Annotated in this window: 20 protein-coding genes, 3 tRNA genes and 4 pseudogenes; 13 read left to right on the forward strand and 14 right to left on the reverse strand. The window is 59.7% G+C overall.

What is annotated here, in order from left to right; all coding sequences use genetic code 11:
* The first annotated feature begins 9 nt into the window (after window positions 1-9).
* From ACLH0H_RS21800 to ACLH0H_RS21820, 5 genes and pseudogenes are all read left to right on the forward strand, one after another.
* Window positions 10-86, forward strand: a tRNA-Asp gene (locus tag ACLH0H_RS21800).
* A gap of 217 nt (window positions 87-303) precedes the next feature.
* Window positions 304-1,173 (forward strand): GyrI-like domain-containing protein, encoded by an 870-nt coding sequence (locus ACLH0H_RS21805; protein WP_411379576.1) that lies wholly within the window; start codon window positions 304-306, stop codon window positions 1,171-1,173.
* 212 nt (window positions 1,174-1,385) lie between these two features.
* A tRNA-Val gene (locus ACLH0H_RS21810) sits at window positions 1,386-1,461 on the forward strand.
* 19 nt (window positions 1,462-1,480) lie between these two features.
* Window positions 1,481-1,557: transfer RNA gene (locus ACLH0H_RS21815), tRNA-Asp, on the forward strand.
* A 100-nt stretch (window positions 1,558-1,657) separates the two neighbouring features.
* A pseudogene (locus ACLH0H_RS21820) lies at window positions 1,658-1,801 on the forward strand (BCCT family transporter); the annotation flags it as partial.
* Between the two features lie 62 nt (window positions 1,802-1,863).
* Here the strand turns inward: ACLH0H_RS21820 and ACLH0H_RS21825 are convergent.
* From ACLH0H_RS21825 to ACLH0H_RS21835, 3 genes are all read right to left on the reverse strand, one after another.
* On the reverse strand, window positions 1,864-2,643 hold the full coding sequence (locus ACLH0H_RS21825; protein ID WP_411379577.1) for an SDR family NAD(P)-dependent oxidoreductase: 780 nt from the start codon (window positions 2,641-2,643) through the stop codon (window positions 1,864-1,866).
* Between the two features lie 147 nt (window positions 2,644-2,790).
* Entirely contained in the window at window positions 2,791-3,753 is a 963-nt protein-coding gene (locus ACLH0H_RS21830) for a quinone oxidoreductase family protein (RefSeq protein WP_411379578.1), read from the reverse strand.
* A gap of 110 nt (window positions 3,754-3,863) precedes the next feature.
* On the reverse strand, window positions 3,864-4,613 hold the full coding sequence (locus ACLH0H_RS21835) for an SDR family NAD(P)-dependent oxidoreductase (protein ID WP_411379579.1): 750 nt from the start codon (window positions 4,611-4,613) through the stop codon (window positions 3,864-3,866).
* A 161-nt stretch (window positions 4,614-4,774) separates the two neighbouring features.
* On the opposite strand from ACLH0H_RS21835, the gene ACLH0H_RS21840 reads away from it, so the two are divergent.
* The gene (locus tag ACLH0H_RS21840) at window positions 4,775-5,680 is read left to right on the forward strand and encodes a LysR substrate-binding domain-containing protein (RefSeq protein ID WP_411379580.1); all 906 of its coding nucleotides are present in this window, start codon (window positions 4,775-4,777) and stop codon (window positions 5,678-5,680) included.
* A gap of 107 nt (window positions 5,681-5,787) precedes the next feature.
* On the opposite strand, the gene ACLH0H_RS21845 is transcribed toward ACLH0H_RS21840, so the two are convergent.
* Entirely contained in the window at window positions 5,788-6,201 is a 414-nt protein-coding gene (locus ACLH0H_RS21845; RefSeq protein ID WP_411379581.1) for a YbaK/prolyl-tRNA synthetase associated domain-containing protein, read from the reverse strand.
* Window positions 6,104-6,532 (reverse strand): TSUP family transporter, encoded by a 429-nt coding sequence (locus ACLH0H_RS21850; protein ID WP_411379582.1) that lies wholly within the window; start codon window positions 6,530-6,532, stop codon window positions 6,104-6,106. The genes ACLH0H_RS21845 and ACLH0H_RS21850 overlap by 98 nt, the downstream gene beginning before the upstream one ends.
* A 9-nt stretch (window positions 6,533-6,541) precedes the next feature.
* Here ACLH0H_RS21850 and ACLH0H_RS21855 point away from each other — a divergent pair.
* Window positions 6,542-7,075: pseudogene (locus ACLH0H_RS21855) on the forward strand (substrate binding domain-containing protein); the annotation flags it as partial.
* 293 nt (window positions 7,076-7,368) lie between these two features.
* Window positions 7,369-8,103, forward strand: a complete 735-nt coding sequence (locus ACLH0H_RS21860) for an SDR family oxidoreductase (RefSeq protein WP_411379583.1) — start codon at window positions 7,369-7,371, stop codon at window positions 8,101-8,103.
* Window positions 8,104-8,396: 293 nt separating this feature from the next.
* Here the strand turns inward: ACLH0H_RS21860 and ACLH0H_RS21865 are convergent, their stop codons facing one another.
* From ACLH0H_RS21865 to ACLH0H_RS21880, 4 genes and pseudogenes are all read right to left on the reverse strand, one after another.
* On the reverse strand, window positions 8,397-9,278 hold the full coding sequence (locus ACLH0H_RS21865) for an alpha/beta fold hydrolase (protein WP_411379584.1): 882 nt from the start codon (window positions 9,276-9,278) through the stop codon (window positions 8,397-8,399).
* A gap of 137 nt (window positions 9,279-9,415) precedes the next feature.
* Entirely contained in the window at window positions 9,416-11,038 is a 1,623-nt protein-coding gene (locus tag ACLH0H_RS21870; protein WP_411379585.1) for a methyl-accepting chemotaxis protein, read from the reverse strand.
* A 50-nt stretch (window positions 11,039-11,088) separates the two neighbouring features.
* Window positions 11,089-11,319, reverse strand: a pseudogene (locus ACLH0H_RS21875) (methyl-accepting chemotaxis protein); the annotation flags it as partial.
* Between the two features lie 42 nt (window positions 11,320-11,361).
* Window positions 11,362-12,384 (reverse strand): annotated as a pseudogene (locus tag ACLH0H_RS21880) (PAS domain-containing protein); the annotation flags it as partial.
* A gap of 191 nt (window positions 12,385-12,575) precedes the next feature.
* On the opposite strand from ACLH0H_RS21880, the gene ACLH0H_RS21885 reads away from it, so the two are divergent.
* Complete coding sequence (locus ACLH0H_RS21885) at window positions 12,576-12,731, forward strand: hypothetical protein (RefSeq protein ID WP_411379586.1); 156 nt, start codon at window positions 12,576-12,578, stop codon at window positions 12,729-12,731.
* Window positions 12,732-12,795: 64 nt separating this feature from the next.
* Here the strand turns inward: ACLH0H_RS21885 and ACLH0H_RS21890 are convergent, their stop codons facing one another.
* Window positions 12,796-13,965 carry a catalase family protein gene (locus ACLH0H_RS21890; protein ID WP_411379587.1) on the reverse strand — a complete coding sequence of 390 codons (1,170 nt, stop codon included), beginning with the start codon at window positions 13,963-13,965 and terminating at the stop codon, window positions 12,796-12,798.
* The gene (locus ACLH0H_RS21895; RefSeq protein WP_411379588.1) at window positions 13,962-15,770 is read right to left on the reverse strand and encodes a di-heme-cytochrome C peroxidase; all 1,809 of its coding nucleotides are present in this window, start codon (window positions 15,768-15,770) and stop codon (window positions 13,962-13,964) included. Before ACLH0H_RS21895 ends, ACLH0H_RS21890 begins: the two co-directional genes overlap by 4 nt.
* Window positions 15,771-16,027: 257 nt before the next feature.
* Here ACLH0H_RS21895 and ACLH0H_RS21900 point away from each other — a divergent pair, with 257 nt between their 5' ends.
* The 4 genes from ACLH0H_RS21900 (at window position 16,028) to ACLH0H_RS21915 (ending at window position 18,364) form a co-directional block, all read left to right on the forward strand.
* A complete protein-coding gene (locus ACLH0H_RS21900; RefSeq protein WP_076954766.1) occupies window positions 16,028-16,759 on the forward strand; it encodes an FKBP-type peptidyl-prolyl cis-trans isomerase in 732 nt (243 codons plus the stop codon).
* Between the two features lie 330 nt (window positions 16,760-17,089).
* A complete protein-coding gene (locus tag ACLH0H_RS21905; protein ID WP_411379589.1) occupies window positions 17,090-17,548 on the forward strand; it encodes a YkvA family protein in 459 nt (152 codons plus the stop codon).
* 106 nt (window positions 17,549-17,654) lie between these two features.
* On the forward strand, window positions 17,655-17,996 hold the full coding sequence (locus ACLH0H_RS21910; protein ID WP_411379590.1) for a helix-turn-helix domain-containing protein: 342 nt from the start codon (window positions 17,655-17,657) through the stop codon (window positions 17,994-17,996).
* A complete protein-coding gene (locus ACLH0H_RS21915; RefSeq protein WP_005786715.1) occupies window positions 17,993-18,364 on the forward strand; it encodes a hypothetical protein in 372 nt (123 codons plus the stop codon). Before ACLH0H_RS21910 ends, ACLH0H_RS21915 begins: the two co-directional genes overlap by 4 nt.
* Here the strand turns inward: ACLH0H_RS21915 and ACLH0H_RS21920 are convergent.
* The 3 genes from ACLH0H_RS21920 to ACLH0H_RS21930 all read right to left on the reverse strand — a co-directional run bounded on the left by ACLH0H_RS21920 (window position 18,361) and on the right by ACLH0H_RS21930 (window position 23,334).
* On the reverse strand, window positions 18,361-20,130 hold the full coding sequence (locus ACLH0H_RS21920; RefSeq protein ID WP_411379591.1) for a bifunctional diguanylate cyclase/phosphodiesterase: 1,770 nt from the start codon (window positions 20,128-20,130) through the stop codon (window positions 18,361-18,363). The two genes, ACLH0H_RS21915 and ACLH0H_RS21920, sit on opposite strands and share 4 nt — an antisense overlap.
* Before the next feature lie 118 nt (window positions 20,131-20,248).
* Complete coding sequence (locus ACLH0H_RS21925; protein WP_411379592.1) at window positions 20,249-22,330, reverse strand: carboxy terminal-processing peptidase; 2,082 nt, start codon at window positions 22,328-22,330, stop codon at window positions 20,249-20,251.
* A 350-nt stretch (window positions 22,331-22,680) separates the two neighbouring features.
* Window positions 22,681-23,334: an HAD family hydrolase gene (locus ACLH0H_RS21930; RefSeq protein ID WP_411379593.1), complete on the reverse strand. Its 654-nt coding sequence runs from the start codon at window positions 23,332-23,334 to the stop codon at window positions 22,681-22,683.
* Between the last annotated feature and the right edge of the window lie 15 nt (window positions 23,335-23,349).

Here is a 23,349-nt window from a genome sequence, read left to right on the forward strand (position 1 = left end):
GTGTTACGCGCAGCGGTAGTTCAGTCGGTTAGAATACCGGCCTGTCACGCCGGGGGTCGCGGGTTCGAGTCCCGTCCGCTGCGCCATATTCGGTTACCTGGAACGCTGAACGTCAGGTACCACAGGAAGCCCGCTCATTGAGCGGGTTTTTTTTCGTCTGCAGAATCTTACTGGGTCCATGTCCGTCCACGACGCGGATTAATACAATAGCTCCTGGGTGCGTTAACTCAGCAAGCGCGGCTAGGCGTATTAACGCCGTTATCGTCGATTCTAGTGGCGACCGTATTTCCAGGAGCTTCTCCAGTGGCTGACACGCCGACCCATCTCGCTTACACCCAACGCTTCAACGCCGTGCTCGCCTACATCGATGCCCATCTCGAAGGTGACCTATCGGTGCGGGCGTTGAGCCAGGTGGCGAATTTTTCGGCGTTTCACTTTCATCGCCAGTTCACCGCGTTCGTTGGCGTGCCGGTTTCCCGTTATGTGCAGTTGATGCGCCTGCGACGCGCGGCCCATTGCTTGGCTGAACGTGCTGATCACTCGGTGCTGGACGCCGCACTTGGTGCCGGTTTTGACAGCCCGGAGGCATTTTGCAGGGCGTTCAGGCGGGCGTTCGGTATGACGCCGAGTGCGTTCAGAAAGAGACCGGACTGGCAGGTCTGGCATGCGGTCTTCGCAATCCCACACTTTTCCAGGACGATCATCATGCAACTACACATTGTGGATTTCCCGGCAGTCACAGTCGCAGCGCTTGAGCACTGCGGGCCGCCCGGACTCGTCAATGAGAGCGTGCGCGCGTTCGTCGAGTGGCGTATGCACAGCGGGCAGTCGCCGGTGGCGTCGAGTCGCACCTTTGGCATTCCCTACAGCAACCCCGACACGACGCCAGCACATGCATTCCGCTTCGCTATCTGCGGCGAAATTCACGAGCCAGTGGCGGCGAATGCGTTCGGCGTGCGTGAGCTTGTCATTCCGGCCGGCCGTTGCGTTGTGGTGCGACACGCGGGATCACCGGATCACATTGGCGAAACGATCTACCCGGTTTATCGCGATTGGCTTCCTGCCAGTGGCGAAGAACTGCGGGACCATCCTCTGTTCTTCCATTACCTGAGCGCTTATCCCGAGACGCCGCAGGATCAGTGGCAAACCGATGTGTTCATTCCGCTGCAATAGCCAAGCCCGCTCACTGCAAGGGCTGCGGTCCCTCACGGGCGAACCATTGCGCCGTCAGCTGCGATAGTCGCGTGGTATGACTCGCATTTGCGCGAGCCAAACCCGGTTTTCCAGGGGGGTTGTCGGGATCGGGAAAATATTTGAAATAAACTGCATTTAAATCAAGACATTGCGGATTATTGCTGTATGATGCGGCCCACACCGAAAGTGAAGGGTGATTAGCTCAGCTGGGAGAGCATCTGCCTTACAAGCAGAGGGTCGGCGGTTCGATCCCGTCATCACCCACCATTCGCTTGATGTGTTACGCGCAGCGGTAGTTCAGTCGGTTAGAATACCGGCCTGTCACGCCGGGGGTCGCGGGTTCGAGTCCCGTCCGCTGCGCCATATTCGGTTACCTGGAACGCTGAACGCCAGGTACCACAGGAAGCCCGCTCATTGAGCGGGCTTTTTTTCGTCTGCAAACAGCGTGTTCATCATGAACACCCTGGTGGCGATGTGGTTTCGCACCGCAGCCTTCAGTGATGGCAAGTGGCTCGCCAGTTGGATCATTTTCTACTGGGCCTGGTGGATCTCCTGGGCTCCGTTCGTGGGCACCTTCATCACGCGGATTTCCCGAGGCCTTACCATTGGGCATCCCAAGCGGGTGACGATGGTGTGATTGTCAATCATGGGGCGCGCAGCCATGTACTTTCAACGAGGGCCTTTGTTCTCGCAGAGGCAGTTGCCGCCATCCACCACCAGAACCTCGCCCGTAATGTAGCTGGACTCCGGAGACGCCAGAAACGCTACCGCTGCAGCGACCTCATCGGGCCTGCCGGCACGCCCGACGGGAACATACTGCGCCGCACTCATTTCCTGCGCGGTGCTGGACTGCGTCGCGATCCACCCAGGGGCCACCGAGTTCACGGTAATACCATAAGGCGCGACTTCCAGCGCCAGGCTCATGTTCATGCCCACCATTCCCGCTTTCGCCGCCGCATATGCGGCCTCCCCAGGGTTGCCGGCGCGGGTGCCGGTGGTCGAGCTGATATGCACGATGCGTCCGTAACGGCGATTCCGCATCCCCGGTAACACCGCGCGGGTCAACAAAAATGCCGTGGTCAGGTTACGCGTGATCGCAGTGTTCCAGGCATCGAGGCTCATGGTGGCCACTTCAGCGAACGTTTCGGCGTCGCCCTGCATCGCCATGCCGGCGTTGTTCACCAGTACATCGATACGTCCCCATAACGATTCAGTCCATGTCACCAGCTCGGCGACCTGATCCGGCTGAGTGAGGTCCGCAGCGCGTCCCTGCACCTCATATCCTGCCGCGCTTAGTTGCGCGACTCGCTCATGGATACGGGCGCTGCTGGCGCTGATGACCAGCTTTGCACCCAAGTCCCCAAGCCGCCGTGCGATAGCCAGGCCAATCCCCTGTTCGCTGCCAGCGCCACTGATCAATGCAACCTGACCACTAAAATTGTTGAACATTGCGCTGCTCCACGAAGTTGCAAAGGATGTACTGCCTGAGCGTGCAAAGTCCCTCGTTATTCTGTCAATGAATGCTTATCGAGCAGTTGTTTTGGAGATGCGCCAGCGCAAAAAACCTGGACTGCGATGAAGGGCGTTTGCCCAGCCTCAGGGAATCAGCAAAATCGAGCCCATATGCTTGCGCGTCGCGATGGCCTGATGGGCCAGCGAGGCGTCTTCCAGTCGATAACGGGAGAGTTCCACGCCGCCCAGCGCCCCCTCGCGGAAACGCTCGAACAACTCCGACGCCGCCATGTCCTGATTGTTTGCATTGACGTACTGCGGCGTTGATGGCTGGACATACCGAATGCCGCGGGCCGCCAGCAAGGCAGCGTCTGCCGTGACCCCGCCCGAAGCGTTGCCAACGTGAATGAGATCGCCACCGTCGCGCAGCGCGCTGATCGAAGCATCCAGCGTGTCCCGACCGACCAGGTCGTACACCACGGCGACGCCAAAACCGCCGTTTTTGGCTTTGATTCGCCTGGCCAGATCGGGCTCGTCCGAACGCAACACGTGATCGAGCCCCCAGCCCTGGACGGTGGCGGCCTTGCTCGCTGAACCGACTGTCGCGGTGACGGTGGCGCCCAGCGATTTCACCCAACGCACAAGCAAGCTCCCGACGCCGCCGGATGCGCCGTGCACCACGACGGTTTCGCCGGCTTGAACCGCATGAACCCGTTTGACCAACGCCCAAGCCGTCAACCCTTTCGACAGCAGTCCGGCAGCCTGATCAGTGGAGATGTCGTCAGGCAGTTTGATCAGTGCGCTGGCATCGATCACCCGACGATCCGCGTAGGCGCCGAACGCGAAGAAGTAAGCGACGCGATCACCCACCTTCAGGTGCTTCACGCCATCGCCGATGGCCTCGACAATACCCGCTGCCTCTACGCCCATGGCGAATGGCAGCGCAACCTTGAACGTGCCATCCCTGAACATCGTATCGACGAAATTGACCCCGATTGCTTCGTGGCGTATCAGCACCTGCCCATGGGAAAGTGGCTCCAGTTCGAACGTTTCGTGATTCAGAACGTCGGGTGTTCCTTGCTGGTAAATCCGGATGCGTTGAGTCATGACCGTCTCGTAATTGGAAATTTTTAAACCTGAAATCGACTCTCGAAGGTAAGCAGTGCCGCGCTGAGAGACGTCGGCATTGCCAATCGGATCGATGCGCTTGGGGGCTGTCAGGCGCTCTGGCCGCCATCGACGTTGAGGGTGGCGCCCGTGATGTAGGACGCATCGGGGCCTGCAAGGAAGGACACGGCAGCTGCAATGTCTTGCGGCTGACCGTAACGTCCCAGCGCGGTCTGGCCTGCAAGGAATGGCGCGTGATCGGCGGTCTCAGGGTTCATCTCGGTATTGATCGCCCCAGGCTGGATGACATTCACAGTAATGTTGCGCGGCCCCAGGTCGCGGGCCCAGCCGCGGCTGTAAGCCGCCACTGCGGCTTTGGTCGCCACATAGTCGGCAGCACCCGGGAACGGCACGTGGTCGGCGCCGGTCGTGCCCACGGAAATAATGCGTCCGCCGTCACTCATCAAGCCGACCGCCGCCCGTACAGCGCTCACCACACCGCCGACGTTCACCGCTTGCTGGCGGTCGAACGCTGCGATGTCGGCATCAGGGTCAGCGACGTGGCCTGTGACAAACACGCCAGCGCTGTTGATCAGAATGTCCAGGCGACCGAAGTGTTGATGAACCCGTTTGACCAGTGCAGTCACTTGCGCGGTATCGCCTTGATCGGCCTGGACGGCCAGCGCCTGCACACCGTGACGCTCGATGTCGGCAACCACCGCTTGCGCCTGTTCAAGAGATTTAGCATAGCTGAACGCGACATGCGCGCCGTCGGCGGCCAAACGTTTTGCGACGGCGGCACCAATGCCACGAGAACCACCCGTTACCAGTGCTACCTTGCCTTGCAGTTGCTGAGCCATGTGTGTGATCTCCACTTGGAGCCAGCCGGAATGGATGGCTTCGTTTCGGTGAGATCAATTTAAGAGATAGCGGATGCGGGATAAACCAGCTAAAAAAGACACCACTGTTCCTGTATACGGGATAATTGCCGCAGTCCCCCATTTGATGGATGTGTCATAACTTGGACTATTTCAGCGCAGTCAAAGCGTTTATTCAGGTTGTAGAAGCGGGCAGCTTCGTCAAGGCGGCGCAGACGATGAACCTGCCACGCAACACCATCACCCGGCACATCCAGACGCTGGAAAATCACCTGCGGGTAAAGCTGCTGAACCGCACCACGCGACGCATTTCGCTCACTAATGATGGAACCGCTTATTACGAGCGCATGGTGCGGGTGGTCGATCAATGGCTGGAAGCCGAGTCGGATTTGGCCAGTGCCCAGACCCGTCCCCACGGCCGCTTGCGCGTAGACATGGGCTCTACCATGGCGACGATGCTGGTGTTGCCAGCGCTGCCGGCATTCCAGAAGCGCTACCCCGAACTGCAACTTGACATTGGCGTGAGCGACAGGCCCGTCGATCTATTGGGCGACCGAGTGGATTGCGTGATTCGCGGCGGTACGTTGAACGACCCGTCGTTGATCGCGAGACGCCTGGGCAGCCTCAAATTTGTCACGTGCGCCACGCCGCAGTACCTCGCTGCCCATGGCACGCCGTTGCAGCCCAGCGATCTGGATGTCGGCCACCAGATGGTGCGCTACTTTTTTGCGGGGACTAATCAGCGGCTGCCGGTAGAGTTTGTCAGAGGCAATGAGCGCATCACGGTCGATGCGCCTTACTTCGTCTCGGTAAACGACTCAAATGCCTTGCTCGCGGCCGCGCTGGCCGGTATGGGGGTCTTGCAAACGCTGCAGTTCATGGCCGAACCCCACTTCCAGTCCGGCGCGTTGGTTCAACTGCTGGAGGACTGGTCGCTGGAGCCGAATCCGATCTACATCGTCTATTCACCCAACCGCCATTTGAGTACCCGTGTGAGGGTATTCGTTGAATGGCTTGTTGAGCTGTTTGAGGCGAAGGGATTGCGCTGAGGGCTTCGTATGCGACGAGTTCAGGTTTAACGGCCTACGGCAAGACGGATTATGTTTGTCACTGGAAAAAGGGGACTCATTTATTTTCAAGATGTAAAAACGTCTGCTCAAGCCTGGCTGATCTCCAGCAATCGAGGCCTGGCAATCGCCAGGTAATCCTGCGTATCGAGCACCATCGACGCATCCAGCCGACCCGCGTTGAAGGCTATTTCGGCGTAGCCAGTGGTCAATCCCGGATCGACGATCAATTGAATCCGCTCATCGAAAACAAAAGGAGGGATGGCGCCGATCCGGCACCCGGTCAGTTCCATGGCGGTTTCGGCTTTCACCAACTCGGCTTTTTTCCCACCCAGGGCCGCTCCGACTTTCTTCATGTCCAGCTTCTGGTCGCCCGGCAGTATCACCAGTGCATAGGGTCCGGCCTTACCCTTGAGGGAGCAAAGCATGGCCTTCGCGCCCTGGCCGGGCTCGGTGCCACGGATTTCGGCGACGCGCGCCGACTGGCCCTCGGCATCGTGCATCAACACCCGGTAGGAGCTGAGCGAGCATCGAGCAGTGCCACGAGGCGATCGAACATGGGATGCATGGAGTTTTCCTCTGGTTTACAGGAACAGGTCGTAGGACAGTTTGCTGATCAGAATCACCAATAACACCAGGAATAAAGCCAAAGTCGAAGGCGAAGCAGCGAATAAACAGGAAGATCAGGAAGCTGCCAGTGCCGGGACCGAACAGACCATCGTAGAAACCGATAGCGCCGCCGATGACGATCGCCAGCAGTTTTTCCTGGGTACCGATGTGCATGGGTTTATGCAGGGCGCCGAAATCTTTTTTCCAGAAGGTGTAGATCGCCATCAGAACAATCTCGACCCGGCCAAGAGCAAGCTGGACTTCTCGATTCGTGGCGCGTTTCCACAATCCAGCGACTTGATCGGCTTTGCGCTCTGGAATTACTCACGTTATTTGTATGCCAGCCCCGGCTATCTGGAGCGCAACGGTATACCCGACTCCATCGAGGCACTGGAGTCGCATTCGCTGATTCTGCATACGGCGCCGCGAATTCTCAAGGAGTGGAATTTTCGCAGTGAGGAGCAGGCCATCAGCTTTCGGGTTCACCCAAAATTTCGTTTCAGCTCCGGGCTGGCGGTATTCCAGGCAGCCCTGGCGGGCGTCGGGATCGCCCGCTTGGCGGATTGGATGGCGCAGCCCGAAGTAGAAGCGGGGCGCCTGCTGCGGGTTTGTCCTGAGTACAAGCTCACCTCCAGCAGCGGTGAGAGCCCACAGATGCACGCGGTGTACCCGGCCGGAAATTTGCCGCTGCGGGTGAAGGCATTGATGGAGATGATCCGTGGCTTAGGTGAAAGCCTGGAATGTAAACGCGGCTCAGCACTGCTATGAGGTTACGGGGCGTTCAGTCCTGTCTGCATGGCGCCAGTAGGGCTCGATCTGCATACGTGCGGCGGGGATACGGCTGACTACCCACGGGGTGCCGGCACATTCCGTGGGCCACTGCCGTTTGCATGAGCAGCGACATGAGCGATGCATTCAGGCACGAATAGGCAAGAGTTGTGCAGATTCCAGCAAGCGTCGACCTGCCCAATACCTCTAACCTTTGCGACGTACCCCTCAGCTACATCCGCATCTTCAGCGGTCGTGGCTGAACTTCAATGCCTGCAGCAGGAGCCACGGATATGTCGAACATCAAACACAAAGTCGTACTGATTACCGGTGCCAGCAGTGGTATTGGCGAAGCGGCGGCCAGGCTGATCGCCGCCAAAGGTGCCCATGTGGTACTCGGTGCCCGCCGTATCGACCGCCTGGAAAAGCTGGTGAGCGAGATCCAGGCTGAAGGTGGCTCGGCAAGTGCCTGCGCGCTGGACGTTACGGAGCTGGAGTCCATGCATGCGTTCGTGGCGTTCGCCAAGGCACACCATGGCAAGGTCGATGTGATCATCAACAACGCGGGCGTGATGCCCCTGTCTCCCTTGGCCTCGTTGAAGGTGAACGAATGGAACCGGATGCTGGATGTCAACGTTCGCGGGGTGCTGCACGGTATTGCCGCCGTCTTGCCCAGCATGGAGGCGCAAGGGTTCGGCCAGGTTATCAATATTTCGTCGATCGGCGGCCTCGCGGTCTCGCCGACAGCCGCGGTGTACTGCACGACCAAATTCGCTGTCAGGGCTATCTCGGATGGCCTGCGGCAGGAAACGGACAAGATTCGGGTCACCGTGGTGTGTCCGGGAGTCGTCGAGTCTGAACTGGCCGATACGATTTCCGATGAGGTGGCGCGCGAGGCAATGAACGCCTTCCGTCGCGTGGCGCTCAACGCAGACGCCATTGCACGCGCGCTCGCCTATGCCATCGAACAGCCCGACGATGTGGATGTCAGTGAGATTGTGGTGCGTCCGACTGCCAGCCCATACTGAGTCGTCAATCTGCGCGCATGAACGGGCATGCCCCTCAAGCATCGGTATCTGTAGTGAGCGGGCTTGTCCCGCGCTGGGTGGCGAAGCCGCCCCAAACCAGGCGACCGAATTTTATTTGCAATTCGGCGTTGTCCTTATTGGGGCGGCTTCGCCACCCGGCGCGGGCCAATCCCGCTCACTACAGGGGGGATTTGTCAGGCCCTGACGGAGGAAGGCCGTGAACACTACATTCAGGGGGATTGCCCCGAGCTGATCGATCAATATCACGGGTTTATTGTGTAACTTTCATGACCTCAACCACCGAGGCTCAAGATCCCGTCGGCAAATTTTTCTGACGCTTCTTGGGGAACGTTGTGGCCAACGCCTTCCAGGATCTCCCGGCGATACGGCCCGGTAAAATGTCGCGCGAACGGGTCGTGCGCGGCAGGTGGATCGACCGCATCGGCCCCTCCCTCCAGCACAAGTGAAGGCACAGTGATTTTTGGTTGCTCGGCAAGCCGGGATTCTATGTCTCGATAGGCCGGGTCACCTTCAACCAATCCGAAACGATGACGGTACGAGTGTGTTACCACATCAACAAAGTCGTCGTTCTCAAACGCTGCGGCAGTCGCCTCAAACGTCTCTTGTGCGAACCCCCAGGTGGGGGACCACATGCGCCATAGCAAGTGGCAGAATTCTTTTCTGTTCGCGGTCAATCCAGCGCGACCACGGCTACCGTGAAGATAGTACTGATACCAGAGGAGATGCTCGGCTTCGGGTGAAACCGGCGCGTGCTCTGCGGCGATATTCTGAATACTGTAGCCGCCGCAGCTGACCAGAGCGCTTACCCGTTCCGGCCATAGCGCGGCGACAATACAGGCCGCTCTTCCACCCCAGTCATAGCCCGCAAGCACCGCTTTTTCGATCTTCAGGGCGTCGAGGAAAGCCAGCAAGTCGGCGCCTATTGCCGCCTGCTCTCCGGAGCGCATGGTCTGCTCATTCAGAAATTTGGTTTGGCCATAAGCACGCAGGTAAGGCGTGAGGCATCGCTTTCCAGCCGCAGCCAGGATCCTGGCGACTTCATTGTAGGCATGAACGTCATAAGGGAAGCCGTGGAGCAATACGATGGGAGGGCCATCTACCGGCCCGAGCTCCAGGTAGGCAATTTCCAAAACACCGGCTTTAACAGTTTTCATCCTTGCTTCCCATAGCGTCAGCGATTGAAGGATTAGATAAAGAAAATAAGCCTATGCTCAATAAATAGACCACCTTTTGCCGGCGTTAGGCAGCAACGCTCAGCTGGACCAAACGATATTGGCCGGCCCTCTCATGGCTATAACTGAAACTTGCTCACTTCTTGCTGAAGGCTGGTGGCGAGGCTCTTCAGCCCACCGCTGGTCTTGAGCAATTCCTGGACTGAAACGTTGTTCATTTCGGCCATTTGCGCCGAACGCTCAACGGTGCGGGCAACGTCCTGGCTGGCCGCCGTTTGCTCGCGCAGGGCGAACGAGATCTGATCGACCACGTGCAGTACCTTGTCCGAGCTGTCACGGATTTCGATGATGGCTTGCCCTGCGGTGCCCGCTGTTTCCACGCCTTGATTCACTTCCAGAACGCCACCGCGCATGCTTTCGACGGTGTCCCGTACGCCTGCCTGGATTTTCTCGATCATGGTCGAAATCTCTTGCGTCGACTTGCCGGTGTTCTGTGCCAGCAGGCGTACCTCATCGGCCACCACGGCAAACCCGCGACCTTGTTCGCCCGCCCGGGCAGCCTCGATGGCGGCGTTGAGCGCCAGCAGATTGGTCTGATCGGCAATGCCTTGAATCACGCTGATGATCGAGGAAATCTGTTCGGAATGCTGGCCCAACCCCGCGACCTGGGTCGAGGAGTGCTGCACGGTTCTGGCAATGCCGTTCATGCTGGTCAGCGTGTTTTCGATAACCCGCGCACCGTCTTTGGATTGCTGGCCCGAACGGCTGGCGAGCTGATGGGCTTCATCGGCATTTTCGGACACGTGATGGATGCTGACGGTCAGTTCTTCGATGGTGGCGGCCATCATCGACGCCGACGTCGATTGCTCCTGGATCGCGCTGGACAGTTGCTCCGACGCCCCGGAAATTTGTTGCACGGAGACCACCAGTTGGTTCGCGGCCTGGCTGATTTGTTGAATCATTTCACGCAGGCGCTTCTGCATGCGGTCGAACGCTTTGGGCAGTTCATCATGGCTGCTGGTGTCGATGACGGTATCGAGTTTGCCATTGGCAATCGCCGTGGCGGCATCGATCGCCAATTGCAGGCGCCGGGTGGTGCTGCGCCCCAGTGTCGTCGCCAATATCAACGACAGGATGGCTGCCGAAGCCCCCCCCAGGAACAGGATGGTGAGTGCCAAACCTTTGGAATCGGCCATTTGCTGGCTTCTTGTCGCCAATAGCGCGTTCTCGTTGGCGGTGATTTCGGCCAATGTCGCGCGCATGCTGTCCATCTTGGCTTTATCGGCGCCGGAGGCAATACGGGTGTTCAGTTCGTCGTCGGGCACGTTGCGCGCCGTCAGGCTTTTGCGAAGGGCGATGATGGGATCGATGTCCTCAGCGAGCCAGCGTTTTTGCGTGTCGCCCAACGACGCCAATCGTTGCTGTTGCGCCGGATTATCCGCCGTTAAACGTTTGAGCAAATCCAACTGCTCTGAAAAAACTTTCTCACCGACAACCAACGGCTCTAGAAACGCATCTTTTGAAGAGATCACGAAACCCCGCATGCCGGTTTCGATATTGATCAACTGTTCCAGCGCCGACTGGGCGCTCCTGATGACCTTGTAGGTGTGAACGTTACTGTTCGTGGCGTCTTCTACTGCTTCGAAGCCTTTATAAGCACTCCCCACCAGCATGCCGATCAATACAACGACTACCGTGAAACTTAAATAGAGTTTCTGCGAGATGCTTAGTTTGTTGAACATGATGTTCGTCCTGAGTCGTGCCTGTTTTCGGCTTATTGGTATTATCGAGCAATCATTCCAGCAGCCTGTTCGGTTGCTTCGGTGGTTCGTGTCGCCAGTTTGCGAACCTCGTCGGCGACAACCGCGAAGCCTCGCCCGGCCTCTCCCGCGCGCGCAGCTTCGATGGCGGCATTGAGCGCCAGAAGGTTCGTCTGACTGGCGATGCTCTGGATGGTCCCGACAATCTGCGACAGCTGGGCGATGTTGGTTTCCAGCGTGCGCTGGTGATCCACCTCCGCCGATCGCAGGGCTTGCTGTTCGTGCTGCAGATGGACGTCCACCAGCGCACCCACTACGCGCAGTGGCGAGCCATGCGCGTCACGTCGCGTCTGGCCTCGAGCCCTGAACCAACGATACTCGCCGCTCTTGATCTTCAAGCGGTACTCGATGTCAAAAGGCGTTTTTCCCGACTTGTCGTTCAGGTGAGCACCAAAGGCATTGAGGCTCCGTTCTTTATCGTCCGGATGCAGCCTGGATGCCCAGCTGTCCAGGACGTCAGGAAACTCTTGAACCGTTTCGAAACCGAGCAATCGTCGGAACTGAGGCGACCACCAGAAGGGGTTCTTGGGATTCACCGGGTCTCCGGCAATCACTTCCATGTCCCACAAACCATCGGAAAGCATCTCCCTGGCCAGTTCAAAGCGGGTGATGATGACGTCGTGTTCCAGGTCACGTTCCAATTGGTCATGAATATCGCGCAGCGAACCCGCTACCCGGATTGGCATGCCGCGTTCATCACGCAGCGTTTCACCTTGTGCGTGAAACCAGCGGTAGGTGCCATCCTTCATCGCAAGCCGATTCTTGACCCTGTATGGCGTGTTGCCTGTTTTGTCGTTGAGATGGCGAGCAAAGGCGTCAAGGCTGGCCTGCTTGTCTTGCGGGTGAAGGCGATTGGCCCAACTGGCCAGGACATTGGGGAAGTCGCGTTCGTCATTGAACCCGAGGAGGTTGCGAAACTGTTGCGACCACCAAAAGCGGTTCTTTGGATTGACCGGGTCGCCGGCCACCACTTCCATATCCCAGAGGCCTTCGCTGGAAGCCCGATTCACCAGATCGAACCTTATGTCATGGGCCAGCGCGGAAGCGGCCGACTCGCGCAGCAATTCACGGGCAGATTCGAGTTCATCCTCGAGCTGGCTGATGCGCGATTGGGCTTCACGGTTCGATGATTCTAGAAAGCGCCAGGCATCAAGGACCGCCGGGGCTTCTTTGCAGCCTTTGACTTCGGGTGCCTCTGCGCGCCGGATGGCGGCCAGCAGTTGCTGAAGGGCATGACGGTCACGACGCAGGAAGGCAAATAGGGACATGGTGTGAGGGCTCAATAAGCGTTGCGGGCCTCATCCATGGCACCTTGTTACTTATATCGTCATGTTTCAAAAAAACTGTACATTTTTTCAGGTAATGCATCAGATTTTATCCTTCCTAAGCCTGTCCATTGTGCACCCGTGCGCCTTGAACTGCGCAGGTGCGTCATGACCTGGCCGCCCGGCGCCTGCATATGACCTTGCCAGATACCCTGCACAGCCAGGGGCGTTTGCACTTGATGCAGCCTTTGCACGGCAACCCGCCAACGGCGGCGCACAGTTTTCGGCAATGGCTGCTGGCGCAATGCTCCGAGGCCGGTGATATCTGCACACCTTTTTTGAGGACCTAGGCTCAACGCTCAGGCTCTTGTGGCGAGCCGGCTCGTCACAGAGATTCGCCAGGTTTGTAAATAGTCAGTGTGACGCGTTGCGGCTGTGACGGTAATCGCTGACCGCTTCATACACCGCCTTGCGCAAGCGGTTGATGCCGCCCACAGGGCGGTGTTCCGCCACGCCGAACCAGGGGTTGAACGATTGGTTGTCACACGCCAGGTTCTGCTCGGGCGTGTCGAAATCCTGCGCCGGGATACGCACCTTGGCCACGGTTTCATAGGGCGCATCGCTCTCTTTCCATTCGATGCTGGTGTCTTCGATCGGCATGAATTTCTGCGGATTCTGGCGCTGGATCTGCAGCACGAAACAGGCAGGCACGCGGTCGGTGGACAACTGCTGGCTCAAGGCGCCGCGCAGGTAGTTCGGCAGGTCCTGGTTCTGTCTGGGCAATTGATACTCCGGGCAACTCTGCGGGTCGGGGGCGACGCGGAACTTGGCGTTGGCTGGGCCGAACTTGTAGGGCGAGACCGAAAAGTACGTGGTCTGCGTCGGGCTGGCCGGTGCGGGCGCCAGGGTCGCCAAGGCGATGAACAAGTGGCGCACTTGCCAGCTGCGCGGGTCGACCTTGGGGAAGAACGCCAGCACCTTCTTGCCATCCGCTTGCGCGCCGATGTTCTGCGCGTACTCCGCCACGTCGCTGACAAAGAAGTTCGGGTGGCTGAACATCACGAAGTCCTGCTCCGTGCGGGTTTGCTGATCGGCCAGCAGTTGTTTGCCCGGCACGTCCAGCAGCTTGAGCGCCATGCCGCGCGCATCGCGGATACTGTCGAACTGCGGGTAGGCGTTGCCGTTGGACAAGCGCATCAGCGCCTGCCAGGTCTTGCCAGGCTCGGCGAACACGCCCTGGCGCAGCGTCGGATCGAGGTCGGCCAGCACGCTGACTTCGGCTTTCACGCAACCATGGGCCTTGGCGTGGGCGTCGCGCAGGTAGCGCGTGCCCTCGCGGTGCTGGTCGACGATGCGCACCGCCGTCTGGATGATGCCTTGGGTCATTGCCGCTTCGCCCGGCGGCACTTGCTCATCGGCCGACACCGGGCCGCTGTGCTGCCAGGCGTACCAAGCGGTCGCCGCCAGCCAGACGAGCAGGCCGAGGCCCCCCAGCCACAGCAAGGTCTTGCCAAGAAACGCGCCGATGCGCAGCCAGAGGCGGGCGAGCAGGGAAGGTCGATCGTATCGGGAACGGATAATCATGGCAGTTGTTGCTCCAGCGGGCCGCCCAGCACTTTGAGGTATTCCAGCAGCGCCCAGCGTTCCTGCGGCGCCAAGCCGCGGCCGATGACGCCATTGCCACGTTTGCCGGCACGGAATTCGTGGCCGCTGTTGTGGTTGCCGGTGATTTTGGTATCGAACAGGAAGGCATTCTTGAACGCGCCGGTCTCAAAGCCGAGATGGTGCGGGTCGTAGTTGAAGGTGCCTTTATAGAATGTGCTGCTGCGCTCGTCCTGAGGCGAGAGCAACTGGTAGATCGTCGGCACCGAACCGTTGTGCAGGAACGGCGGGGTGGCCCACACGCCCGCCAGCGGCCGCGCTTTGTAGGCGCGCAATTCGCGCACGCCGATGGGCAGGCCGTAACCGTCCAGGCGCGGACGTTCGGCCGGGGTCACGCCGGCGGCACGGTAGGCATGGGCTTCGACGAATGCGGTGACGTACGCCAGGCCCTTGGCCACGGACATCTTCTTCAGGTCCAGGGGCTCGCTTGGTGTGGGGTGCAGTTCGACGTTGAGCTTGGCCAGCTCCGCGGGGTCCCATTGCAGCGCGCTGAGGTCGTAGCGCTGGTCGGCAATGTTGCTGGCGGTGTTGGGGTCGGTGCCGATGTCATCCACGGGCAGCATGTTCAGGTGCTGCACGGGGCGGCCATTGTCCTCGGTGACACGGGGCACATGGCAGCCGGCGCAGTTCTCGGCGAACAGCGCGCGGCCTTGGGCGGCAAGTGGCTTGTCGATGGCGCCGAACAGATCCTCTGGCCAGGTCGGCGGCTTGAGACGCTGCAGGGTCTCTTCGATCAGGTTGAGGTCGCGCACGCGTACGCTGGACGGGTAGCGCGCATCGCCCTGGAGCGGCTGGCCGGCGGCGTCAAAAAAGGCCAGCGTCGCGCCGACGCCCAGAGCCTCACCGATATTGCGCGCCATGGGCTGCTGGGCGGAGCCGTTCCATTGCACCCAGTCGAAGGTCCAGATATCCCACAATTGCGGGTAGTCCACCGGTGCGTTGGCGACGCGATAATTGTCTGGGGAAATGGCATCGCCAAAGCTGGCGTTGGCAATACGGCCAAAGGCGTCCGTGCGGCCGGGGCCTTCTTCGGTAGGGTAGAGGCCACGGTGGGTGTCGTTCCAGGCCACCTTGAGGAACTGGTTCAGCGAGGCTTTGAAGTCCTGGCGCAGTTTCGTGTGCTCGGCGTCGTAGCGATCCCCCAGCACCTGGCGGGCAAAGCGCTCGAACTTCCACGGGTTGTAGTAGGTGGCCGCAAGGCTCGCGACCAGGGCCTGGCCGAAACTGCCGCCGCGCAGAGTTGGCACGCTGGAAGGCAGCACGTGCTGGGCGGAACCGCCATCAATGCGCAGGGCCTGGTTGTGGAAGTGCAATTGGCCGGTGTGGCAGGCGGCGCAGGTGATGTCCAGGTATTCGACGTTGCTGCCGGCGTTCTTGTGCCGGGCGAACCCCACCGGCAGGTTGCCGGGGTTTTGCGCGCTGGGCACCTGCTTGGGGTCCACCAGGAAACCGAAGCGCGCCAGGTAGTCCGGCGCGGCGAAGCGTTGCTCGGAAAACGGCAGCTCCAGGGCGGTGAACCAGTCGTAGTGCAGACCTTTTACTTGCGTGCCCTGGGGCGTGAAGTAGTAGGTCTGGCGGTCGGCTGCACTCCATTGCTCCTGGTAATGCACCTGCTCCACCGGCACGTAGTCGGGCAGCCTGGGGTTGACGGTGTAATAGATCACCACGGCCAGCAAGAGGGCCACAAGGGTGAATACCAGCAGCAGAACACGGGAAAAAATGCGCAAGAGGGCTATCCTTGTCTCGGTCTTGTCGAGTCGTCTCGTTGTTATGCCACTACGCCACAGGTGCGGCAAGTGGCCATGAGCCTGGCAACAGGCAGTCCGCGATCCGTCGCGGGCTTCCATGATGAATGAAAATGCGTTTAAACACGTGAACTTATCAGACGTTTCCTGCTCACATGCCGGTAGCCATTGGTCGTGGCCGCCTGATAAGCTCGCGACTTTATTCGAATGCCCTTTTGGCGCATGAACAAGGAAATAGCATGAAACAGCATCGGTTGGCGGCGGCGGTGGCCCTGGTTAGCCTGGTACTTGCGGGTTGTGATTCGCAGACCAGCGTAGAGCTGAAAACCCCGGCGCAGAAAGCTTCCTACGGCATCGGCCTGAACATGGGCAAGAGCCTTGCCCAAGAAGGCATGGATGACCTGGATTCCAAAGCAGTAGCCCAGGGCATCGAAGATGCCGTCGGCAAGAAAGAGCAGAAGCTCAAAGACGACGAACTGGTTGAGGCGTTTGCCGCACTGCAAAAGCGTGCTGAAGAACGCATGACCAAGATGAGCGAAGAGTCGGCAACCGCCGGCAAGAAATTCCTCGAAGACAACGCCAAGAAAGACGGCGTCGTCACCACCGCTTCCGGCCTGCAGTACAAAGTCGTGAAGAAAGCCGATGGCCCTCAGCCTAAGCCGACTGACGTGGTGACCGTTCACTACACCGGCAAGCTGACCAACGGCACCACCTTTGACAGCTCCGTGGATCGCGGCAGCCCGATTGACCTGCCGGTCAGCGGCGTGATCCCGGGTTGGGTCGAAGGCCTGCAACTGATGCACGTGGGCGAGAAGGTCGAGTTGTACATCCCGTCCGACCTGGCCTATGGCGCACAGAGCCCGAGCCCGGCGATCCCGGCCAACTCCGTGCTGGTATTCGACCTGGAGCTGCTGGCCATCAAGGACCCAGCCAAGGCTGAAGCCCCTGCTGCACCGGCTGCCAAGAAGTAACAGGCGCCTGAACACCCAACGCCCCGTCTCGACGGGGCGTTGTTGTATCTGGCGTTGCCTACCTCCACATGTGGTTCGCCGGGCACCTCACTACAATCCAAACGAACGTCCATACCGGGCAACAGTCTGATATAAGACTCGAGCACGGGTATCCGCACAGCAACGCCAAGTCAATGAAATCTTGGGTTTTTTTTCAGTGCGCAAAAAACGCCCGATCTGACTGCAAGCCTTGTAACCCGTGGCTTTCAGCCCGGAAAACAGGCTCTGTTCACAAGGTTATCCACAATTTGTGTGGATAACCTTTTATGTCGCCTGGAACTGGAGTGACAAATGAAACCACCCTTCAATTTCACCCGTTTCCTGCCCATGGCCGCACGTCTGCTGGGCCGTGGGCGTTTGCCGACGCTGCTGTTCGCCGTCGCCGCCAAAGGCTCAAGCCAGGGCAATCGCCTGGGCAAGCTCAAGGATGACCTCAAGCTGCTCCAGGCCCTGTGCCTGGCCTACTGGCGCGGCGAGTATCGGGCGATCAGTGCCAAGGCGCTGATCTCGGTGGTAGCGGGGCTGATGTACTTCGTGAGCCCGATCGATGCGATCCCGGATTTCCTGCCCATGTTTGGCATGCTCGACGACATCGCCGTGCTGGCGTGGGTCATGAAGACGCTGGACGGCGAACTGAGCGCTTTTCGCGCGTGGCGTGACGCCCAGCGTCCGGAAAAGCTCGCCGTGGTCGAGCGCCTGCCAGCGACGCCAGCCTTGCTGACCAAGGAAAACCCACAAAAAAACGGATGACACGGCATATCCCCCTGCGACCTTTGTGGCTGTTAGGATTACACTCCTAAGGAAGAGCTTAAGGAAAAAGCCTACTAAGCAAGTGCAGTTATCCTACGGGGCAGTCATGGATATTCAGATAATTACACGCGATGGCGCACCCGAATACGCGGTGCTGCCATGGGACCAGTACCAGGCGCTGCTAAAGGCTGCCGGTCAGCAACAATATTCGCCGCCTCCTTCTTCTTCGACTGCCCAAGCTGCCTGCGAACCGGTGCTGCGCCCGCTCGCAGATCTGCGCGACCTGCGCGAAGCCAAGGGCTTGGCCGTCGAGGCCCTGGCGCGCACCGTGGGAATCAGCCCTTCCTATCTCGGACTGATCGAAAAGGGTGAACGCCAGCCGGATGCCGCGATTCGCCGCAGCCTGGCCTGGGAATTGGGCGTTGCAGGGTGGAGGGATGAATCTTGAGCCTACGAATCAGCCGTCAACATTGGGATGGGTTGCTCAACGAGCTGGACCAGGCGCGCCGCCAGCGCCATCTGCTGACCTACCGCGCGTTGCTGGAGCGCCTGCAGTTCCCCACGCCGGCCATGCAAACCCTGGCCGCTGCGCTTGAGCACTTGGCCGCGCTGGACGCCAAGGCCGAGCAGCCGCTGCGCAGCTCGCTGGTGATCAGCCAGGGTGCCAGCCGCCTGCCGCGTACCGGCTTCTTTGAATGTGTAGAGCGCCTGGGGCGTTTCAGCGGGCCGTCCGATGGCGTGGCCGCGGCCTCCTGGCACGCCTCGGAGGTGGTGCGGGTGTTCGAATACGAGTACCCGGAATCCGCCGAGGCTTAAATAGCTTGAGGTAGAGCATCCATGCTGTCGATCACATGGATGCTGTAGCCGGTCACGTTCTTGGCATGGTGCTTGGCCTGCGACGCCAACTCCGCCAGTTGGCTGGCGTCCAGATGCCCGCAGGCCTCTGGATATAAATGCACCACGCCGATGGACAGCGACAGCAGCGCAAACTCCTGGCGCGCGCCCTGGCGGTTCAACGCTACGAAACAGCCTGCATCGAGGTGTTCGGCACGGTAGAAGCGCCGGCATTGGGTGTGGAAGTCATCCAGCAGTTGATTGAGCCGCTTGCGCCAATCCTGCGGGCCCAGTACCAGCAAAAAGTCATCGCCCCCGATATGCCCGACAAAGTCGCGGCTGGGATCGACGCGGTCGTTCAGGCACTGCGCCAGGCACAACAGCACTTCATCCCCACGCCCGTAGCCGTAGATATCGTTGAAGGGCTTGAAGCTGTCAATGTCCACGTAGCAGATCACCGACTCGCGCTGTTGTTGCAGCAGGCGTGTCAGGCATTGCTGGATCGGCACATTGCCCGGTAGCAGGGTCAGCGGGTTGGCATAACGCGCCTGCTGGATTTTCAGCTCGGTAATCAGCTTGAGCACGTCGATCACCCGGCCCAGGCCCAGGTAGTCGCCGTTGAGCGTGATGATGAAATCTTCTTCGATGCGCTGTCGGGCACGACTGGTCAGCAGGCGGCTGACCTGTTGCAGGGACTGGCTCAGCTCGACGGCGAGAAAGTCGATACTCATCAGACGGCTGATCGGCTTGCGCGCAAACAGGTCGGTCGCGAACGGCTTGAGCAGCGCATCCGACAGCGAGTGCCGGTGCACGATACCGATCGGTTGCCCACGTGCGTCCAGCACCGCCAGGGAGTTGAGGTTGGCCTGGCGACGAAAGGCTTCAAGCACCTGGGCAGTGGCGGTGTCCTGGTCCACTGCCGGCTGTTCGTTCAATAGCGCGCTGAGATCACTGCCTTCGTCGTTCAGTGCCACGTTGGCGCTGTCCGGCTTGGGCAACATCAGGCGCGCTTCTTGCGGCGGCTGCTCTTGCGGGCGGCAAAGCAGGTAGCCCTGCACCAGGTCCACGCCCATTTCCGTCAGTACCGCCAACTCTTCGGGCAACTCGATGCCTTCGGCAATCACCTGGGCGCGCGAGGCCTTGGCGATCTGCAGGATGGAGCCGACGAACTCGCGCTTGAGCGCATCCTGATGAATGCCATCGATGAAATGCCGGTCGATTTTCACGTAGTCGGGGCGCAGCTCCGACCACAACCGCAGGCTGGAGTATCCGGCGCCAAGGTCATCGAGGGCGATGGCGAAACCCATGTCACGGTAATGATGCAGGGCGGTTTGCAGCAGGTCGAAGTCGTCGGTCGGCGTCTGCTCGGTGAGTTCGATCACCACTTGGCTGGGCGGGATACCGAAGTCGCGCAGCAGTTGCAGGGTGCGGCCCGGTTGATGCGCCGTGTCCATCAGGGATTGCGGCGATACATTCAGGAACAGCTTGCCCGGCAGCTTCTGTTCGCTGAAGCGTCGGCACGCGCTTTCTCGGCACGCCATTTCCAGTTCGCTGAGGCGCCCGGTATGGCGAGCCACGGCGAACAGCGCTATGGGCGAGTGCAGCGGGCTGTTGGAGGGGCCGCGACTCAGGGCTTCGTAGCCGAGAATGCGCCGTTCGGACAGGCAGATGATCGGTTGGAACAGGCTGTGCAAACTGCCTTGAGCCAGGATAGAGCCCAGTGCATTCAGCTGTTCGGTCATGGTCATGGCGATCTCGATCGAAAAAAAAGGACCGCAGGCTGGAAACCTGCGGTCCTTCATTTCACGACAGAATGATGTCTATATGATGACACTCCAGGGAGTGACTACATTAAATCGCCATCATTTACTGCTTGGCTACCTGCTTGGTGATCTTCAGGTAGTCCAGCAGGATCCTGCCCGTCTCGGCCAGGTAGGCGTCATCTTCCGGTTTGGTTTTTTCCGCTTCGGTCGGCAGCGCATCTTCGTCTTCTTTCTTCAGCTCCTTGAGTGGATCCTCACCCTTGGCCTTGCGGCGGATGTTTTCCAGTACGAGTTGCTTGTTTTCGATATCGGAGTGCTGCGCGCGGCGGTCGACTTCGTTGAGGCTGACGTTTTTTTCTTCCATCAGCTTCTTGGCCAGGGCCAGCTTGTCGCGGATGAACACGAACTCGGCATCCTTGGCGGAGCGGGCGTCATGGTCAGCCTTCAACTGCGCCAGGAATGGCTTGAACGGGTCCGACGCCGGCTTGATCGCAGGGCGGATGGTGTCCCACGGCATGGCTTCGGGCAGGGCGCTTTCGCCGATTTCCTTGGTGTCGATGATCGACGGGAAATCGATATCCGGCAATACGCCCTGATGTTGGGTGCTCTGCCCGGAAACCCGGTAGAACTTGGCCAGTGTCAGTTTCAGCTCGCCATGGTTCAGCGGCTGGATGGTCTGCACGGTGCCTTTGCCGAAGGTCTGGCCGCCGATGATCAGCGCGCGGTGATAGTCCTGCATGGCGCCGGCGAAAATCTCCGAAGCCGATGCCGAGAGGCGGTTGACCAGCAACGCCATCGGGCCTTTGTAGAAGGCGCCCGGGTTCTCGTCTTCGAGCACGTCGACACGACCGTCGGCGTTGCGGACCAGCACGGTCGGGCCCTTGTCGATGAACAGGCTGGTCAGCTCGGTGGCTTCCTGCAAGGAACCGCCGCCGTTGTTGCGCAGGTCGATGACCACGCCGTCGACTTTTTCCTTTTGCAGCTCGGTCAGGATTTTCTTCACGTCGCGGGTGGTGGACTTATAGTCCGGGTCGCCGGCACGGAAGGCCTTGAAGTCCAGGTAGAAGGCCGGGATTTCAATCACGCCCAGCTTGTAGTCCTTGCCATCCTGCTTGAGGTTGAGGACTTTCTTCTGCACGGCCTGGTCTTCGAGCTTCACCGCTTCACGGGTGATGGACACGATCTTGCTGGTCTGGTCGTTCGGCGCGTTGGTGTGCGGAATAACTTCCAGGCGCACCACGCTGCCTTTCGGCCCGCGGATCAGCTTGACCACTTCGTCCAGGCGCCAGCCGACCACGTCGACCATCTCTTTGTCGGCCTGGGCCACGCCGATGATCTTGTCGGCCGGGGCGACCTGCTTGGTCTTGTCCGCCGGACCTGCCGGCACCAAACGCACGATCTTGACCTGATCATTGTCGCTTTGCAGGACGGCACCGATGCCTTCCAGCGACAGACTCATATTGATATCGAAATTTTCCGCGTTATCTGGCGACAGATAATTGGTATGCGGATCGTAGGACATCGCGAAGGTGTTGATATAGGCCTGGAAGATATCTTCGGCGCGGGTCTGGTCCAGGCGCGCGAGCTGATTCTTGTAGCGCTTGGTCAACAGTTCCTGGATGGCCTTGGGCTCTTTGCCGGCGATCTTCAGGCGCAGCACTTCATCCTTGACGCGTTTGCGCCACAGGTCGTCAAGCGCGGCGTTGCTGGTCAGCCAAGGGGCGTCCTTGCGGTCCACCAGGAGGGTTTCCTTCTGGGTGAAGTCGAGCTTGTCGACGCCTTTGTTCAGCTCACCCAGGGCGAAGTCCAGACGCGCTTTGACGCGGTCCAGGTAACGCTTGTAGATGGTGAAGCCGGGCTGCAGGTCGCCGCTCTTGAGGAGGTCGTCGAACTGGGTCTTCCACTTGTCGAACTCAGCGATATCGCTGGCCAGGAAGTAGCTGCGCGACGGATCCAGCAGCTTGAGGTAGCTGTCATAGATGATCACCGAGCGAGCGTCGTCCAGCGGCGGCTTGCTGTAGTGATGACGCTTGAGCAACTCGACGACGTTGAGGCTGGCAATTACCTCATCGCGATCCGGCTGAAGGTTGTCCCAGCTATTGGCTGCGAAGGTATTGGTCGACATCGACGCGAAGCCGAGACCAATGAAAAGAGCGAGGGCGGTGCTTGGGAACAGATGCTTCATGCTGATTCGACGCGGGGGCAATTGATAACGCATATTAGGCCGTCTTTGAGGGAGCCGGTTCCATATGGTCCGGTCGCATACATGCAAAAAGCCCGGCGGTACAGCGACGGGCTCAGTCCAGACTCACTATGGAGGCACTGTGAGAGCATTGCAAGGCGTTGACGGTCACGTGACGTTGTTAGAACAACCCGGTCCTACCTGCGCTGTAGGCCAGGTTCGATTTGCAATGCAGTCAATGTAGGATCGGGCTTGCCTGCGATGGCGGTGTATCCGTGAAGAATATTTCATCTGAACCGCCGCTATCGCAGGCAAGCTCTCACAGGGATTGGGTTTTCAATTCAAGGGCGTAGTCAGACCCAATGGTGAATGGGCCACCCAGCTTTCTCGGCATGCTCGCGCAACACCGGGTCAGGGTTCACCACTTGCGGGTGATCGACCTTCAGCAGCAACGGCAAATCATTGCGCGAGTCCGAATAGAAGTACGCCCCTTCCAGCGTTTCACCTTCCTGCTCCAGCCATTCCAGCAACCGCGTGATCTTGCCTTCGCGATAGGTCAGTACGCCGGCCGTGCGCCCGCTGTAAACGCCATGGCTGACGTCAAGGTTGATCCCCAGCACTTCATCGATGCCGATCCGCGCTGCAATCGGCGTGACCAGGTGCGTGCCCGACGCGGAGATCACCAGGATCCGGTCACCGTTTGCGCGGTGACGGGCGATGGTTTTGGTGGCATCGCTGTAGATCAACGGCTCGATCACGTCCTCGACCCACGGTTCCACCAGATGCTCGATTTCTGCCGGCGTGCGGCCGATCATCGGCTCCAGGCTGAAGTCCATGAAGTCCTCCATGCGCAGCTGGCCCTGGCTGTAGGCGTCCATCAGTTCATTGTTCCTGCGCATGAACGATTCCGGGTCGACCCAGCCCAGGCGGCCCATCTGCTCGCTCCACAGGGTCGCGCAGTCGCCGTGGATCAGGGTGTCGTCCAGGTCAAAAATTACCAATGCCATCCTTCGTGCTCTCTG

It is taken from the genome of Pseudomonas sp. MPB26 (assembly GCF_046605355.1).
GTDB lineage: Bacteria > Pseudomonadota > Gammaproteobacteria > Pseudomonadales > Pseudomonadaceae > Aquipseudomonas > Aquipseudomonas cedrina.